Source organism: Actinomycetospora lemnae (genome assembly GCF_028737315.1).
In the GTDB taxonomy this organism is placed as follows: domain Bacteria; phylum Actinomycetota; class Actinomycetes; order Mycobacteriales; family Pseudonocardiaceae; genus Actinomycetospora; species Actinomycetospora lemnae.
Genome location: NZ_JAQZAO010000003.1, coordinates 502,539 through 517,478, shown reverse-complemented (window position 1 = coordinate 517,478; position 14,940 = coordinate 502,539). Strand labels below are relative to the sequence as shown.

General features: G+C 76.8%; 14 protein-coding genes. 6 read left to right on the top strand and 8 right to left on the bottom strand.

The window, feature by feature from the left end; translation table 11 throughout:
• Window positions 1–5 precede the first annotated feature (5 nt).
• Entirely contained in the window at window positions 6–479 is a 474-nt protein-coding gene (locus PGB27_RS09375) for a bacterial proteasome activator family protein (RefSeq protein WP_274200096.1), read from the bottom strand.
• A gap of 141 nt (window positions 480–620) precedes the next feature.
• Here PGB27_RS09375 and PGB27_RS09370 point away from each other — a divergent pair, with 141 nt between their 5' ends.
• Window positions 621–1,406 (top strand): ATP-binding protein, encoded by a 786-nt coding sequence (locus tag PGB27_RS09370; RefSeq protein WP_274200095.1) that lies wholly within the window; start codon window positions 621–623, stop codon window positions 1,404–1,406.
• Window positions 1,407–1,422: 16 nt separating this feature from the next.
• On the opposite strand, the gene PGB27_RS09365 is transcribed toward PGB27_RS09370, so the two are convergent.
• Entirely contained in the window at window positions 1,423–2,505 is a 1,083-nt protein-coding gene (locus PGB27_RS09365) for a DNA topoisomerase IB (protein ID WP_274200094.1), read from the bottom strand.
• Window positions 2,506–2,578: 73 nt separating this feature from the next.
• On the opposite strand from PGB27_RS09365, the gene PGB27_RS09360 reads away from it, so the two are divergent.
• The 4 genes from PGB27_RS09360 (at window position 2,579) to PGB27_RS09345 (ending at window position 7,866) form a co-directional block, all read left to right on the top strand.
• Window positions 2,579–4,282 carry a RecQ family ATP-dependent DNA helicase gene (locus tag PGB27_RS09360; RefSeq protein ID WP_274200093.1) on the top strand — a complete coding sequence of 568 codons (1,704 nt, stop codon included), beginning with the start codon at window positions 2,579–2,581 and terminating at the stop codon, window positions 4,280–4,282.
• Window positions 4,283–4,345: 63 nt separating this feature from the next.
• Window positions 4,346–4,831, top strand: coding sequence for a hypothetical protein (locus PGB27_RS09355; protein ID WP_274200092.1), 486 nt, complete (start codon window positions 4,346–4,348; stop codon window positions 4,829–4,831).
• Window positions 4,832–4,874: 43 nt separating this feature from the next.
• Window positions 4,875–6,824, top strand: a complete 1,950-nt coding sequence (gene malQ, locus PGB27_RS09350; RefSeq protein WP_274200091.1) for a 4-alpha-glucanotransferase — start codon at window positions 4,875–4,877, stop codon at window positions 6,822–6,824.
• Between the two features lie 85 nt (window positions 6,825–6,909).
• Entirely contained in the window at window positions 6,910–7,866 is a 957-nt protein-coding gene (locus PGB27_RS09345; RefSeq protein WP_274200090.1) for a type IV toxin-antitoxin system AbiEi family antitoxin domain-containing protein, read from the top strand.
• Window positions 7,867–7,898: 32 nt separating this feature from the next.
• Here PGB27_RS09345 and PGB27_RS09340 read toward each other — a convergent pair whose 3' ends face one another.
• Window positions 7,899–8,729 carry a glycosyltransferase family 2 protein gene (locus PGB27_RS09340; RefSeq protein WP_274200089.1) on the bottom strand — a complete coding sequence of 277 codons (831 nt, stop codon included), beginning with the start codon at window positions 8,727–8,729 and terminating at the stop codon, window positions 7,899–7,901.
• Complete coding sequence (gene rfaE2 / locus PGB27_RS09335; protein WP_274200088.1) at window positions 8,726–10,264, bottom strand: D-glycero-beta-D-manno-heptose 1-phosphate adenylyltransferase; 1,539 nt, start codon at window positions 10,262–10,264, stop codon at window positions 8,726–8,728. Before rfaE2 ends, PGB27_RS09340 begins: the two co-directional genes overlap by 4 nt.
• A gap of 128 nt (window positions 10,265–10,392) precedes the next feature.
• Between rfaE2 and PGB27_RS09330 the strand changes: the two genes are divergently transcribed.
• A complete protein-coding gene (locus PGB27_RS09330; RefSeq protein WP_274200087.1) occupies window positions 10,393–10,785 on the top strand; it encodes an STAS domain-containing protein in 393 nt (130 codons plus the stop codon).
• A 23-nt stretch (window positions 10,786–10,808) separates the two neighbouring features.
• Here the strand turns inward: PGB27_RS09330 and PGB27_RS09325 are convergent, their stop codons facing one another.
• The 4 genes from PGB27_RS09325 to PGB27_RS09310 are packed head-to-tail and all read right to left on the bottom strand — an operon-like array spanning window position 10,809 to window position 14,870.
• A complete protein-coding gene (locus PGB27_RS09325; RefSeq protein WP_274200086.1) occupies window positions 10,809–11,564 on the bottom strand; it encodes an SDR family oxidoreductase in 756 nt (251 codons plus the stop codon).
• Complete coding sequence (locus PGB27_RS09320; protein WP_274200085.1) at window positions 11,561–12,988, bottom strand: PfkB family carbohydrate kinase; 1,428 nt, start codon at window positions 12,986–12,988, stop codon at window positions 11,561–11,563. Before PGB27_RS09320 ends, PGB27_RS09325 begins: the two co-directional genes overlap by 4 nt.
• Window positions 12,985–13,599 carry a D-sedoheptulose-7-phosphate isomerase gene (locus PGB27_RS09315; RefSeq protein WP_274200084.1) on the bottom strand — a complete coding sequence of 205 codons (615 nt, stop codon included), beginning with the start codon at window positions 13,597–13,599 and terminating at the stop codon, window positions 12,985–12,987. Before PGB27_RS09315 ends, PGB27_RS09320 begins: the two co-directional genes overlap by 4 nt.
• Entirely contained in the window at window positions 13,596–14,870 is a 1,275-nt protein-coding gene (locus PGB27_RS09310) for a glycosyltransferase (protein ID WP_274200083.1), read from the bottom strand. The genes PGB27_RS09315 and PGB27_RS09310 overlap by 4 nt, the downstream gene beginning before the upstream one ends.
• Window positions 14,871–14,940: the final 70 nt, after the last annotated feature.

The window sequence follows — 14,940 nt, the reverse complement described above, 5'->3', positions numbered from 1 at the left end:
GCTCCTCACAGGTACTGGCCGCCGTCGCCGCTCGGCGCGGGACGGCCGCGGCCCTGACGCATCTGCTCGAGCTGCCCGCGCGCGGCCATCTGCTGCGCGAGCACGGCGCTCTGGATGCCGTGGAACAGCCCCTCGAGCCAGCCCAGCAGCTGCGCCTGGGCGACGCGCAGCTCGGCCTGCGACGGCGTCGCGTCCGAGGAGAACGGCAGCGTGATCCGGTGCAGCTCCTCGCGCAGTTCGGGAGCGAGCCCCTGCTCGAGCTCGCGGATCGAGCGCTCGTGGATGTCGGCCAGCCGTGAGCGCCCCGCCTCGTCGAGCGGCGCCGACCGGACCTCCTCCACGAGCTTGCCGACCATCCCGGCCACCCGCATGACCGCGCCCGGGGACGCGACCAGGTCTCCGGTGCCCGCGCCCTCCCCCGCGCCCGACGCGGCGGCCGCCGCGAGGGCCGACGAGGGCCGTTCGTCCTGATCGCTCATGCGCCCATCATGGCGCGCCCCGGGCCGCCCGTCAGGACGACCGGCGACCGCTCCTCCACCGTGCGTCCACGACGGGCGACTCGACCTCGGGGACGCGCATGGCCCCCTGGGGGCGGGGGTACCAAGGTCCGGAGGTGAGTCGTGGACACAAGGATCGAGCTGTCCCTCGAGAACACGGGGGACGGCGAGGGCGACGCGTGGCCGGACCGGAACGGGAGCGAGCACGCGGCCCCGGGGGTGCTCGTCGCGCTGTCCGGTCCCCTGTCCCTGACCACCGCGCGCCCGCTCGTGGAGCGGGTCTGCCTCCTGATGCGCCGGTACGGCGCGGTCGTCGCCGACCTCTCGCGGGTCGACCTCGTCCACTCGGGCGCGGTGCACGCGTTCGCGGAGGCCGCCGCCCGCGCCGGTGAATGGCCCGAGGTCCGGCTGGCGCTCGCGGCCCCGGACGCGACGACCGCCGCGCTGCTCGTGAGCTCGCGCGTCGCCGAGCGCGTCCCGGTGCACCCCGACGTCGACGCCGCGCTGGCCCACCTCGACGAGCGCCCGACGCTGGTCCGCGGCTGGTGGCGCTTCGGCGTCGACCCCCGGGCTCCCGGCGACGCCCGGACGCACGTGCGCCGGGTCTGCGGCCACTGGTCGGTGGACGAGGAGGCCCGCGAGGCCGCCGAGATCGTCGTCACCGAGCTCGTCACCAACGCCGTCGAGCACGCGGAGAGCCGGTCGGTGGTCGAGGTGGAGCGCCGCGAGCACCTGCTGCGCCTGACCGTGCGCGACTTCGACCTCGCGCCCCTGCCGGAGGCGCACCTGCCCGCCCCCACGTCGCCGCGGGGGCGTGGCCTGGCGATGGTCGCCGCCGTCGCGGCGTCCTGGGGTGTCGAGCCCCACTCCGACGGCAAGACGGTCTGGGCGGAGATGACGACGGTCTGACCGGTCCCCGCGCTCCCTACGCGGCCGCGGCCAGGTGCACGACGTCGCGGTGGTCGAGCAGCTCGAGCACCGCCCGCTCGACGTGCGCGCGCATCGCCCGGTCGTCGCCCGGCGCCGATCGCAGCGCCTCGGCGATGGTCCGGCCGTGCTCGAAGTGCGAGACGATCACAGGGTCGACGTAGGAGCGCCTGCACACCGCCGGGGTGTTGCCCAGCTGCTCCGCGACCGCCTTCATGGTCCGCGTCACCGCGCCCTTCTGCTTGCGCTGCGCGCGCGGCGGGGCGCCGCCGTCGTCGCACTCGCCCGCGAGCGCCACGGCGGCCTGCACCCCCGCGTTCCAGGTGCGCAGGTCCTTGGCGGTGAACTCGTCGCCGATGAGCTCGCGCACGGCGTCGTTGACGTCCTGCGCGGTGACGTCGTGCCAGGGCCCGCGGTCGCCGCCACGCCCGCCGCGCCGGTAGGCGAGCAGGTCCTCGCCCCCGCCGCGGCGGCGCTTGAGGGAGCTGACGAGGGCGTGCACGTGCTCGTCGTGCAGCGTGATCCGCCGCGGCACCCCCGACTTGGCGGTGTACCGGAACTCGACGCCGCCGTCGCGACGCGCGACGGCGTGCTCGCGGCGCAGCGTCGCGAGCCCGAAGGACGCGTCGCCGGGCGAGTCGTCGCTGGCGTACTCCTCGTGCCCGACGCGGAAGACGCCGAGGTCGAGCATCCACACCGCGCCGGCGAGCACCCGGTCGCGACCGAGGCGGCGCCCGGCGGTGAGCCGCGCCGCGATCTCGGTGCGCGCGTCACCGATGACGTGCCCGAGACGGGCGACGCGGATGAACTTCTCCTGGTTGCGCTGCAGCGTCCACTGCTCGTGGTAGCGGTACTGCCGGCGCCCCGCGGCGTCGGTGCCGACGGCCTGGATGTGGCCGTTCGGGTCGGCACAGATCCAGACGTCCTCCCACGCGGGCGGGATGACGATCGCGCGGATGCGGTCGAGGTGGGCGGCATCGGTCACCGACGCGCCCGATTCGCGGTCGAAGTAGCTCCAGCCCTTGCCGCGACGACGGCGTCCGAGGCCGGGTCCGTAGGGCTCGACGTGCACGAGATCCACCGGCCGGGTCTACCCGCGGGTCACGCCGTACGAACGCCGTTTCTGGTGCAGATCGATCGGCTACCACCCGCCGGTGACCGACCCGGACCAGGATCTCCTCGGGCCCTGTGGCCCTGTCGATCGCCCCACCCGTGACGCGGTCGACGCGGCCGTCGTGCGCGTCCTCGGCGAGGGCGTCGAGCTCGGTGACGGCCAGCGCGACGCGGTCCTCGGCGCGCTCGTCGACGACTGCCTCGCCGTCCTGCCGCCCGCCGCCGGCAAGACCGCCGTCTACGCCGTCACGGGCCTCGTGCTGGGGGGACCGACGGTGGTGGTGTCGCCGACGCTGTCGCTGCACCGCGACCAGGTCGCCCACCTCGTCGACGCGGGCCTGCGCGCCGAGGTCCTCAACTCGACGCTCGCGAAGGGCCGGCACGGCGAGGTGCTGCGGGCCTTCGCCGACGGCGAGCTGGACGTGCTCGTCACCTCGCCCGAGCAGCTCGCGCGCCCCGACGTGCTCGACGAGCTCGCCACCGGCGAGCCCTCGCTGCTCGCGATCGACGAGGTCCACTGCGTGTGCGACTGGGGCCCGGACTTCCGCCCCGACTACCTGACGCTTGCCGTCGCGCGCCGGCGCCTCGGGCGCCCGCGCGTGCTGGGGCTCACGGCGACCGCGTCGGTGCCCGCGCGCCAGGAGATCCTCGAGCTGCTCGGCGTGCCCGAGGCGTGCGTCGTGGTGCGCGACCCCGACCGCCCGCACATCCACCTCGCCGCGCACCTCGTGCACGAGGAGGGGACGAAGTGGGAGCGGGTGGTCCGCGAGGTCACCGAGCTCGAGGGGACCGGCATCGTCTACGTGACGACCCGGGGGCACACGACCGAGGTGCGCGACCGGCTCCGCGAGGCCGGGATCGGGGCCGAGGCCTACCACGGCGGGATGAAGAACGGCGAGCGCGCGCGGGTGCAGGACGCGTTCATGGCCGGCGAGGTCCCGGTCGTCGTCGCCACCAGCGCGTTCGGGATGGGCATCGACAAGCCCGACGTGCGCTGGGTCGTGCACGGTGACACGCCGACCTCGATCGACGCGTACCACCAGGAGATCGGCCGCGCGGGCCGCGACGGCGCGCCGGCGACCGCCGTGCTGTTCCACCGGCCGCAGGACCTCGCCCGCCCCAAGCTCTTCGCCTCCGGTCGCGACGCGGGCGCGCAGGCCCTGACGACCGTGCTGACGGCGATCAGCGCCAACCCCGAGGGCGTCGCCCAGGGCGAGCTCGCCGACGCGGCCGGGCTGTCGAAGGCCGCGCTGGCGCGGGGGGTGCCGGGGCTCGTCGCGCTCGGTGCGGTGCGCCAGCTGCCCGGGCGCAGGCTCGCCCCGGGCGACGCGCTGGCCGACGGGGACGTCGACGAGATCGCGCGGGAGGCGGCCGCGCTCGTCACGCGCCGCCGCGAGCGCGAGCAGAGCAAGGTCGAGCTGGTGCGGCGGTACGCCGAGGCGACCGGGTGCCGGCGGCGCACGCTGCTCGAGGCGCTCGGCGAGTGCCGGGACGAGCCGTGCGGCTACTGCGACATGTGCGACGCCGGGCGCGCCGGGGACCCGGGCGACCGGACGGGGCTGCACGAGAGCCCCGGCCAGGAGGGCGACCCGGTGCCCGGCGAGGCCGTCCGTCACGACGCGTGGGGCCGGGGCACGGTGACGACGGTCGCCGAGGACTCGGTCGTCGTGCTCTTCGACGGCGGCGGCTACCGGACGCTGTCGTTGCCGCTCGTCCGCGAGAAGCACCTGCTGCAGCCCGCCTGACGTCACGTTTCGCGACGTCCCGGCGGAGCCGATCCCGGTGTGCATCCACGACGGAAGGTGACCGTGCTCCACGAACCGACCATTCCCACCCTGGCCCCGCCGGCCGCCGCCCCTGACATCCTGCCCACCCCCCGTCCGACCGAGGACGCCGAGGCCCCGCCCGAGGCCCTGCCCGAGGCCCTGCCCGAGGCCCTGCCCGAGGACCGTCCCGAGCGGGACTCCCCCCGTCGCCGACCCCGGGCGGTCACCATCCGGCCGAGCGGGCGCCCGGCGGCCCCGGCCGACCTGCGGGCCCTGGCCCGCCGCGCCGGACGCGACACCGTCGCGGCCCGCGAGCTGGCCGCCGCCCTGCTGTCCCGCGGGTGGGCGGTCCGGGAGGCCGTGGCGGCGACCGGCCTCGCCGAGAGCGCCGTCGCCGCGCTCGCGGGCGTCCGCCGTCCGGGCACCGCGGCCCGTGCCGTCGCCACCGACGTCGCCGCCCGCGCGCGCCGCCGCGCGGCCGGCACCGAGGAGCTCCCGCCCGCGCCGCGGGCCCGCCCCTCGGCCTGACATCCTGCTCCCCCCGTCCCACCGAGACCCCCAGGAGACGCCGGTGCCCGAGCCGGTCGAGCCGGACCTCGCCGAGCTCGCCACCGCCCACGGCGTCGCGGTGCGCTACCGCGACGCCGACGACCAGGAGGTCGAGCTCGACCGCGGCGTCGTGCTCGACGTCCTCCAGGCCCTCGACGTCGACGCCCGCACGCCGGAGGCGCTGAGCGCGGCGCTGGAGCGTCTGCGGTCGGCGGATCCCGACGCGCTGCCGGCGACGCTGGTCGTCGACGTCGGGACCACGCGGCCGCTGCCCGCGCCGGGGACGGTGACGCTGGAGGACGGCGCGCAGCGGTCGGTCGACGAGGTGCCCGCCGACCTGCCCGTCGGCTACCACCGTCTCGCGTGCGGCGACCAGGACGTCGCGCTGATCGTCGCGCCGCCCGCGCTCGAGCCGCCACCGCCGACGTGGGGCTGGATGGTGCAGCTGTACGCGCTGCGCTCGGCGCAGTCGTGGGGGTGCGGCGACTACGGGGACCTCGCGACGCTGCTGTCGCGGACCGCGTCGGAGCAGGGGGCGGGGGCGCTGCTCGTCAACCCGCTGCACGCGCTGGCGCTGGCCCCGGAGGTCGAGGCGTCGCCGTACTCGCCGTCGAGCCGGCGGTTCCTGCACCCGCTCTACGTGCGGGTGGCCGACACGGCCGCGTACGCCGCCGCGCCCGCGTCGGCGCGCTCGGAGGTGGACGCCTTGCGGCCGCCGTCGGGCGATCTCGTCGACCACGACGCGGTGTGGGCGGCCAAGCGGGCGGCGCTGGAGCTGCTGCGGCCGTACGACACCGCGGCCCCGACCGACGTCGACGCGCTCGACGAGGAGCTGCGCGACGTCGCCACCTGGTACGCGCTGGCCGAACGCCACGGCAGCGACCTGCACGCGTGGCCGGACGGGCTGCGGCACGTCGGGGACTCCGGCGTGGACGCGGCGCGGCGGGAGCTCGCGGACCGCGTGCTGTTCCACGCGTGGTGCCTCCAGCTGGCGGACGCGCAGCTGGCGGCGGCGCACGAGGCGACGTCGGGCATGGCCGTCGGGCTGATCGCCGACCTCGCCGTCGGCTGCTCGGCCGGGGGCGCCGACGCGTGGACGCTGGCGGGCGCGCTCGCGCCCGGCGTGACCGTCGGCGCGCCGCCCGACGACTTCAACCAGCAGGGCCAGGACTGGGCGCTGCCGCCCTGGCGCCCGGACGCCCTCGCGGCGTCGGGGTACGCGCCGCTGCGCTCGATGATCCGCGGGGTGCTGCGTCACGCCGACGGCCTGCGCGTGGACCACGTCGCCGGGCTGTGGCGACTGTGGTGGATCCCGCCGGGCCGCGGGGCGCGCGAGGGCGCCTACGTGCACTACGACGCGCGCGCGATGCTCGCGGTGGTGGCGATCGAGGCGTCGCGGGCCGGCGCGGTGGTGGTCGGCGAGGACCTGGGGACCGTCGAGCCGGAGGTCACCGAGGGGCTCACCGAGCACGGGGCGCTGGGCTGCGCGGTGCTGTGGTTCCAGCGGGACGCCGCGGGCGACCTGCTCCCGCCGCGGCGCTGGCACCCCGACACGCTCGGGACCATCTCGACCCACGACCTGCCCACGGCCGCGGGGTTCCTCGCCGACGAGCACGTGCGGGCGCGCGCCGAGGCCGGGGTGCTCTCGGACGTCTCGGCGGCGCAGGCCGACGCGGCGCGCGACCGGGAGGAGCTGCTCGGGCTCCTGCGCAGCGAGGGGTTCGGGGTCTCGGCGGACGCCGACGCCGACGCGGTGGTGCTCGCGATGCACCAACTGCTCGCGACCGCCCGCTCGCGGGTCGTGCTCGCGGCGTTCACCGACGTCCTCGGCGACGTCCGCCAGCCCAACCTCCCCGGGACGGTCGACGCCTACCCGAACTGGCGCATCCCTCTCTCCGCCTCCCTCGAGGATCTCCTCACCGACCCCCGCGTCCTCGCGGTGGCCCAGGCCCTCCGCTCCCGCCCCATGTGAGTAATTGGCACGCCTATAGGCGTGCCAACTACTCACATGGGGAAGCGGGTGGATCCGTCCGTCCTCGTCCTGCGTCGAACCGGGCATGGACGACCTCGACCTCGACGCGTGGCAGACGATCCGTCGCGAGCAGCACGACATTGTGACGATCGGCCAGCTCCACCGTCGTGGCTTCACCCAGCACGGCGTCGACGCCCAGGTGCGCGCCGGACGGTGGCAGCGGATCCATCGCGGCGTGTACGCCCTGCACAGCGGGCCGCTGCCCCCCGCAGCGCGGCGGATGGCAGCGATCCTCGCCTGCCGTGGCGGAGCCCTCCTGAGCCACCAGACCGCCGGTGAGCTGTGGGGGATGGTGCCCGCCGGTCCCGACGCACCGATCCACGTCACGGTCCCCTACGGCAACGCGGCGTACCGGGTCGACGGGCTGCGTCTGCACCGCTCGCGGGCGTTCGCCCACATCGGCGCGCCGGGTCTCGTGCCGCCGCGCACCGACCGGGTGCACACGCTGCTCGACCTCGCCATGGCCGCCCCGACGCAGGGGGAGGCGACCCGTCTCGTCCACGAGATCGCCGTCGCACACCGCATCCACGGGCTCCTCCTCGGCCGGGCCGTCGAGCTCCGACGACCGCTCCGCCACCGCCGCGCCATCACCGACGCCATCACGCTGCTGCTCGACGGCATCGACTCGATGCTCGAGCTGCGCTACCGGGAGGACGTCGAGGTGGCCCACGACCTCCCGGTCGGCAAGCGCCAGGAGCCGGTGGTGGTCGACGGGCACCGCCGCTACGAGGACGTCGTCTACGACCTGCCCACGGGCCGCGTCATCGTGCGCCTCGACGGCTACTGGTCGCACGCCGACAAGCTCACGGCCCTGACCGATCGGCGTCGGTCGGTCGCCGCCCTCCTCGATCACGCCGCGGCCCTGCCGTTCGGCTGGACCGAGGTCACCACCGCGCCCTGCCGCACCGCGCGCGAGGTCGAGGCGGTGCTGCGGATGGTCGGGTGGAGCGGACCTTCCCGGTCCTGCCCCCGATGCTCGTGAGTAGTTACCGCGCCTATAGGCGCCGCAACTGCTCACATGGGGAGGGCGTCGACGGCCGAGACTCCGCGGTCGGGGAGGGCGGTGGGGGACTCCTGGTGGTAGGCGCCCCCGGGCAGGATGCCGGCGGCGCCGCGGCGCGCCATCACCCGCTGCTGGGAGTACACGTCCTCGCCGTGCGCATCAGGTGGCACGTCCCGCCAGAACTCGAACCCCCCGGCATCGACCAGCGCGGCGCGGTCGAACAGCACGCACCCCGCCACCCAGGCCACCTTGTACGGCACGTAGCGCTCGGGCGGGGGCACCGGCGACCCCGGTCCGTCGAGCCCCAGCGACTCGGCCAGGTGCAGCCCGTTCGCCGCGTTGTGCAGGCGCCAGCGCTCCCAGCCCGGGCCGTCCTTGACCAGGGTCTCGGGCTGCACGCCGTCCTCCCACACCGAGAACGACGTCACCTCCCCCGGCCGCCGGTCGTCGGCGTGCCCGAGCGCCTGCATCGCCGCGCCCACCATCCCGCAGCGCAGCTCGCCCAGCGCCCGGTGCAGGCGCGCCAGCGCGCCCGGCTCGAGCCACACGTCGTCGTCGAGGTAGAGCACCGCCGGGGACGACGCCCGCGAGAGCAGGAACGCGCGCTGCTCGGCCATTCCGCGCCGGGGCAGGTGGCGCTGCAGGTCGACCTCGACCCCGCGCCGGCGCAGCCACCGGATCACCGTCCACGCGGGCGACGTGTCCCACGAGGGCGCGTCGTCGGACTGGTCCGAGACCACGAGCCGGTACGACACCCCGGTCTGCGCCGCGAGGCCCGCCAGCGTCGTCGCCAGCTCGATCGGCCGGTCCTTCGTGGGCACGAGGACGTCGACGTCGGTCACGGCGCCGACCCCCGGATGCGGTCGACGATCGCGCTGGTCGAGCGGTCGGGCAGGTAGTCGAGGATCACCGTGCGGCCGCCGTACGCGCGGACCGTCTCCGCCTCGCGCAGCATCTCGGGGGTGTAGTCGCCGCCCTTGGCGTACACGTCGGGGCGCAGCAGCTCGAGCAGCTCGACGGGGGTGTCGGCGTCGAACGTCGTGACGTGGTCGACGCAGCTCAGCGCGCCGATCACCGCGGCGCGGTCCGCGAGCGGGTTCACCGGGCGCTCGGGGCCCTTGAGCCGGGCCACCGAGTCGTCGGAGTTCAGCGCCACCACCAGGACGTCGCCGAGGCGCTTGGCCTGGTTGAGCGAGGCGATGTGCCCGCGGTGCACGACGTCGAAGCAGCCGTTGGTGAACACCACCCGCCGGCCCATGACGCGCTGCTCGTCGACGAGCGCGGCCAGTGACGCGGCGTCGAGCAGCGGGCCCTCGGCGGCGGCGACGCGCTCGGCGAGCTCGCCGGTCGCGCACACCGACGTGCCCGGCCGGCCCACGACGACGTCGGCGGCCGCCTGGGCCAGCTCGACCGCCGTGGCGGCCGGGGTGCCCGCGGCGAGCGCGAGGGACAGGGCGGCGGTGAACGTGTCGCCGGCCCCGCACGTGTGGCTCTCCGGCGCGGGGCGGGCGAAGGTGCGGTGCGCGGGCGCCTGCTCGTCGGGCAGCAGCAGCGCGCCGTCGCGGTCGAGGGTGACGACGACCGCGCCCGCCCCCGAGCGGGCCCGCAGCTCCGGGCCCGCGGCCTCGGCGGCGGCGACGCGGTCGGGACCGCCGAGGTCGCGGCCCAGCAGCCACGCCGCCTCCCCCGCGTTCGGGGTGACGACGTCGGGCCGCGCGGGCGCCCACCGCGCCGGGTCGTGCGCGTCGACGACGAGGCGCCAGTCGCGCCCCTCGTGCAGCGACCCGACCAGCGCGACCGTCGACTCGTCGAGCACCCCGCCGCCGTAGTCGCAGACGACCACGGCGTCGGCGCCCTCGACGGCCTCGCGCAGCGCGGCGTGCACCGTCTCGCGCACGCCCGCGTCCAGCGGTGTGCGCGGCGTCGTGTCGAAGCGCGCGACCAGCGCGTCGTCGGCGAGCACCCGGCGCTTGGCCGCGGTGGGTCGCGTCGGGTCGGTGAGGACGCCGTCGGTGCCGACGCCGTAGGCGGTGAGCAGCTCGCGCACCGTCGCGGCGTCCGCGTCGTCGCCGAGCACCGAGACGAACTCGGTGCGCGCGCCGAGCGCGGCGAGGTTGGCGGCGGTGTTCGCGGCGGCGCCGGGCGAGCCACGGGTGTGGTCGACCTCGACGACCGGCACCGGCGCCTCGCGCGACAGGCGCGTCGACGGCCCGGTCAGCCACTGGTCGAGCACGGCGTCGCCGAGCACGACGACGCGCGGGGCGGCGGCGGCCAACCGCGCGGGGAGGTCGGCGGCGAGCGGGGCGGCGTCGAGCGGGGGCACGACACCGGTGTCGCGATGACCGGTGTCGCGCCGGTCGATCTCGGGGGCGGCCATCAGCGATCCGTCCTTCCGGGGGAACACCTACGGGTGCGTTCGGCGGGGTGTGTTCCCGCCGGTCGGCGCGCCGCCGGTGGCGTGGGTACTGTCGTCCTCCGCCCCGTCACGCGCCTCCGGGAGTGCCGATGGCCCAGGACCCCCCGACCGATCCCGCGCTCGAGACCGAGGGCGCCGCGGACACCACCGTCACCACCCGTTTCCTGACCCCGGCCGTGGCCGTGGTCCGTCCCGTCGGCGACATCGACACCGCGACGGCCGGGCCGTTGCGCAGCACGATCCAGGAGCAGGTCGCCGCGGGCGCCCAGCACGTCGTGCTGGATCTCTCGGGCGTCGACTTCATGGGCTCGGCCGGGTTGGCCCTGCTCATCGCCGAGCGCGAGGCGGCGATCGCCCGCGAGGGCGAGCTGCGCCTGGCCGGCGTGCCGCGCACGGCGGGCCGGGCGCTGAGCCTGACCGGGCTCACCGAGCTGTTCGACACCTACCCGGACCCCGACGCCGCGGCCGCCGACCTGCGCTGACGAATCGGTCGGAGGGGGTCCGGTCACGGGTACGAGCCCTCTTCCGACGACGTGACGACGAGCTCGCGCACCTCGCTGCCCGCGGGGCGGGTGAGGGCGTAGAGCACGGCGTCGGCGGTCTGGGCGGGGTCGTTGAGCTTGGCGTCCGCTCCCGGCTTGTACTGGTCGGGGCGGTCGTCGAAGAAGTGGGTCCACATGCCGCCGGGGATCAGCAGCGTGACCCCGACGCGGCCGGCGGTCTCGGCGGCCAGCGCGCGGGTGAAGCCGACGACGCCGAACTTCGAGGCGCAGTAGGCGGTCGCGTCGGACACGGCCTTGACCCCGAGCGTCGAGGACACCGTGACGACCTTGCCGCGCCGTGACTCCAGCTCGGGCAGCGCGGCGCGCACCACGGCGGCGGTGCCGAGCAGGTTCACCGCGATGACGCGCTCCCACTCGGCGGCGTCGACGTCGACGAGCCGGCCGCAGCGGTCGATGCCGGCGGCGGTGACGACGGCGTCGAGGCCGCCGACCTGCTCGCTGGCGCGGCCGACGGCGGTCTCGGCGGCGCGGGTGTCGGACAGGTCGACCTCGACGAAGGCGTGCCCGGCGTCGGGCGCCTTGACATCGAGGACGACGGGCGTGCCGCCGGCGGCGACGACGGCCTCGCACACGGCGGCGCCGAGGCCCGACGAGCCGCCGGTGACGAGCACGTGGCCCGGGCCCTGGCGCTGCGAGTCGGCGGCGCGGGTGGCCTCGGGGTCGGCGGCGGGGACCGGGGACGCGGCGGCGCTGGTCATGGTGTTCCTCCCGAAGGGACGGAGTCAGGACTGGTCTCGTTCTCGAGGCGCGCCAGCAGGCGGGTCGACGAGCGGCCGGCGTGGTACGGCACGGCCACGACCTCGCCGCCCCAGCTGCGCACCAGCGGTGTCTCGAGCAGCTCGTCGGTGGCGTAGTCGCCGCCCTTGACCCAGACGTCGGGTCGTAGACGGTCGAGGACGGCGCGCGGGTCGTCCTCGTCGAACACCTCGACGGCGTCGACGGCGTCGAGCGCGGCGAGCATCTCGGCGCGGTCGGCCTCGGTGACCACGGGGCGGTCGGGGCCCTTGAGCCGGCGCACCGAGGCGTCGGAGTTGAGGCAGACGACGAGGACGCCGTCCTCGCCGGCGAGCCGTCGCGCCGCCGCCAGGGTGCGGGCGTGCCCGGCGTGCAGGAGGTCGAAACACCCGCCGGTGGCGACGACGGTGGCGCCGCGGGCGCGGGCGTCGGCGACGACGTCGGTGGTCCGCGGCTCCGCCGGGCTCTCGAGCGGCGCGTCGTCCAGCGCGGCCGCGCCGCCGGCGGCGACGAACGCGGCGGCCGCGGTGACCGCGGTGCGCACGGCGTCGTCGACCGCCGACCCGTCGGCGAGGGCGACGGCCACGCTCGCGGCGAACCGGTCGCCGGCGCCGCAGGGGTCGCCGACGCGCGCGGGCGTGGCCGGCGTGACCGACGTGCCCGTGGCCCCGCGCAGCACGGCGCCGTGGCGCCCGGCCGTGACCGCGACCGCGTCGACGCCCCACTGCGCGCGCAGCGTCTCCCCGAGCGCGGCGGGCTCGTGCGGGAACCCTCGTGAGCGGTCTTCCGGGCCATGGCTGGAGAGTTCGCTCACGTAGCCCCGGGCCTCGCCCAGATTCGGGGTCACGAGCGTGGCGCCGGGGACGGGCGGCGCGCCGTTCGGGTGCGGGTCCCAGACGACCGGCACGCGGCCGGCCGCCTCGCTCAGGGCCGCGCGGACCGCGGGGTCGGCGGTGATCCCGCGTCCGTAGTCGGAGACGAGGACGACGCCGGCGCCGGCGATGGCGTCCAGCAGGTCCCGGGTCGCCGCGACCGGGTCCAGGCCGCCCTCGTCGAGGCGCAGCAGCACCCGGTCGTCGGCCAGCATGCGGGTCTTGGTGGGCGTGGTGCCCCCGGTCTCGACCGCCACGACGTCCACGCCGGCCAGCAGCTCGCGCATCGCGTCGGCGTCGGACCCCAGCGCCGTCACCAGGCGCACCGGGCGCCGGGTGCTGCGCGCGGCGAGCAGGGCGGTCAGGCCCGCGCCGCCGGGACGCTCGCGCCGTTCGGCGGCGGCGAGCACCGGCGCGGGCGCGTCGGGGCAGAGCCGCTCCACGGCGCCGAACACGTCGACGTCGCGCAGGCAGTCGCCGACCACCACGATCGAGGAGCGCGTGCGGGGGCTCACGGCACGAGCTCCTCGGCGGCGCGCGAGGTCGGGGCCGAGGCGCGCCCGGCGAGCGCACGGTCGACCATCTCGCAGATGAGGTGCACGGTCACCAGGTGCGCCTCCTGCACCGACGGGGTCTCCCCCGGCAGGCACAGCGCCTCGGTGGCCGCGTCGGCGAGCGGGTTCGGGCCGGGCCCGGTCAGCGCCCACACGGTGAGCCCGAGGGACCGGCCCGCCTCCGCCGCGGCGACGAGGTTCGGGCTGCGCCCGCTCGTCGACAGCAGGACGAGCACGTCCCCGGGGCGGCCGTGCGCACGGACCTGGCGGGCGAAGACCTCGTCGTAGCCGTAGTCGTTGCCCAGCGCCGTGATCGTCGAGGTGTCCGCGTGCAGCGCGATCGCCGACAGCGGCTCGCGCTCGCCGCGGTAGCGCCCGACGAGCTCGGCGGTGAGGTGCTGCGCCTCGGCCGCGCTGCCGCCGTTGCCCGCGGCGAGCAGCCGCGAGCCGTGCCGCAGGCGGGTGGCCAGCTCGGTGCCCCAGCGCTCGATGCGCCGCGACTCGCCCGCGAGCCCGTCGAGTGTGGCGGCGAGGCCACCGAGGTGGCGGCGCACGATCCCGTCCCCGGTCATGCCGGGCTCCCCGTGGTCAGGGCGCCGACGGAGCCGACGGCGCCGGCGATCACCTCGCCGTACACGCGTTCGTGCGCTGCGGCGACGCGGTCCCAGCCGTACTCGGCCTCCGCGCGGCGGCGCCCGGCACGTCCGAGGGCGCGGGCGCGGCGCGGGGCGTCGCGCAGGCGGGCGAGCGCGGCCGCGACGGCCGCCGGGTCGCCCGCGGGCACGTGGTGGCCGGTGACGCCGTCGACGACGGTGTCGGCGAGCCCGCCGACCGCGGCCGCCACGACGGGGCGGGCGCACGCCATCGCCTCGAGCGGGACCAGCCCGAACGGTTCGTAGGCGGGCACGCAGGCCACGGCGTCGGCGGAGCGGTACAGGGCGGGCAGGGCGTCCTGGCCGACGGCGCCGAGGAAGTGCACGCGGTCGGCGACCCCGACCTCCCGGGCGAGGCGGCGCAGCCGCGCGACCTCCGGGTCGTCGTCGAGGCCCTCGGCGCGCGGCCCGCCCGCGACGACGAGCTCGACGTCGGCGGGCAGGTTCGCGAGGGCGGCGACGACGGTGTCGACGCCCTTGCGCGGCACGAGGCGGCTCACGGTCAGCACGCGGAAGCCGTCACCGCGGGCGGCGACCGGGCCGGCCCCCATGGTCGAGCTCCGCTGCGCTCCGTCTCCCGTCGCCGTGAAGTGCTGGACGTCGACGCCGCACGGCACCACCGTCACCCGGTCGACCGGCACCCCGAGGGCGACGAGCTCGTCGACCTCCTCGCGGCAGGTCGCGAGCACGCGGTCGACCGAGGCGCCCAGGTCGCTCTCGACCGCGACGCGGCGGGCGGGGCTGGTGTCCTCGGCGCCCTGGTGGCGGCGCTTGACCGACCCGAGCGCGTGGAAGGTCTGCACGACCGGCACCGCGAGCGCGCGGGCGGCCGGCAGCGCGGCCAGCCCGGACATCCAGAAGTGGGCGTGCACGACGTCGGGACGTTCCTCGCGCCAGCACGTCGCGAGCTCGGCGGAGAACGCGTCCATGTGCTCGACGAGCTCGTCCTTGGGCACCTCGACGGGTGGGCCGGCGTCGACGTGGTCGACGGTGACGCCCGGGGCGAGCGCGACGCGTCGTGGGGTGCGGCGGTCGGTGCGGCGGGTGTGCACGACCACGTCGTGGCCGGCGTCGGCCAGGGCCAGTGCCAGCGCGCGCACGGCGACGTTCTGACCGCCGGCGTCGACGCCGCCGAGCCCGTCCGACGCCGCCAGCGGGCTCGCGTGCTCGGAGACCATCGCGATCCGCATGCGCACTCCTCCCTCGGCCCGTGCAGGGGCCGGTCATCGATCGGGGGCGGCGCGGGGCGCGCCACGGGAC

Coding starts and splice junctions, on each gene's coding strand:
- PGB27_RS09325 (WP_274200086.1), bottom strand. CDS start 11,564: ATGACCAGCGCCGCCGCGTCCCCGGTCCCCGCCGCCGACCCCGAGGCC.
- PGB27_RS09310 (WP_274200083.1), bottom strand. CDS start 14,870: ATGCGGATCGCGATGGTCTCCGAGCACGCGAGCCCGCTGGCGGCGTCG.
- rfaE2 (WP_274200088.1), bottom strand. CDS start 10,264: ATGGCCGCCCCCGAGATCGACCGGCGCGACACCGGTCATCGCGACACC.
- PGB27_RS09345 (WP_274200090.1), top strand. CDS start 6,910: ATGGACGACCTCGACCTCGACGCGTGGCAGACGATCCGTCGCGAGCAG.
- PGB27_RS09330 (WP_274200087.1), top strand. CDS start 10,393: ATGGCCCAGGACCCCCCGACCGATCCCGCGCTCGAGACCGAGGGCGCC.
- PGB27_RS09375 (WP_274200096.1), bottom strand. CDS start 479: ATGAGCGATCAGGACGAACGGCCCTCGTCGGCCCTCGCGGCGGCCGCC.
- PGB27_RS09315 (WP_274200084.1), bottom strand. CDS start 13,599: ATGACCGGGGACGGGATCGTGCGCCGCCACCTCGGTGGCCTCGCCGCC.